The sequence below is a fragment of the Vibrio variabilis genome, from assembly GCF_003263785.1.
Taxonomy (GTDB): domain Bacteria; phylum Pseudomonadota; class Gammaproteobacteria; order Enterobacterales; family Vibrionaceae; genus Vibrio; species Vibrio variabilis.
On sequence record NZ_JYJK01000140.1, the window covers coordinates 1 to 357 of the forward strand.

The following is a 357-nucleotide window of genomic DNA, read 5'->3' on the forward strand; positions in this document are numbered from 1 at the left end:
AGAATGAGCGGAACCGCTCGCTTAATACGTATTGCATCATGGCAATGTCTTGTGTCATAAGCACCATCACCCGATATTTCAATAATTTTACGACGTGTCTGCTTGAGTAGGTTGAGAGGCACTTCGGCATCGGTAACGTTAGATAAACTCAGCTCTGCTGCAACTATTTCATGGGTGCTGGTATCTACTGCTAAATGTAGCTTACGCCAGACTCTGCGCTTCCCATCAGTACCATGCTTTTTGATCTTCCATTCACCTTCGCCATAAACCTTGAGACCAGTGGCATCGATGGCCAGATGCTGTATCACAGCTCTGGTTTTGGTTTTAAATGAAACCTCAACGTCCTTAGGTCGACCG

At 45.9% G+C, this 357-nt stretch carries 1 protein-coding gene; it reads right to left on the bottom strand.

Going from position 1 to position 357, the window contains the following annotated elements; all coding sequences use genetic code 11:
- Positions 1–357, bottom strand: a 357-nt coding sequence (locus tag TZ48_RS23460) for a transposase (protein ID WP_162674704.1), incomplete at both ends; no start/stop codon positions are given.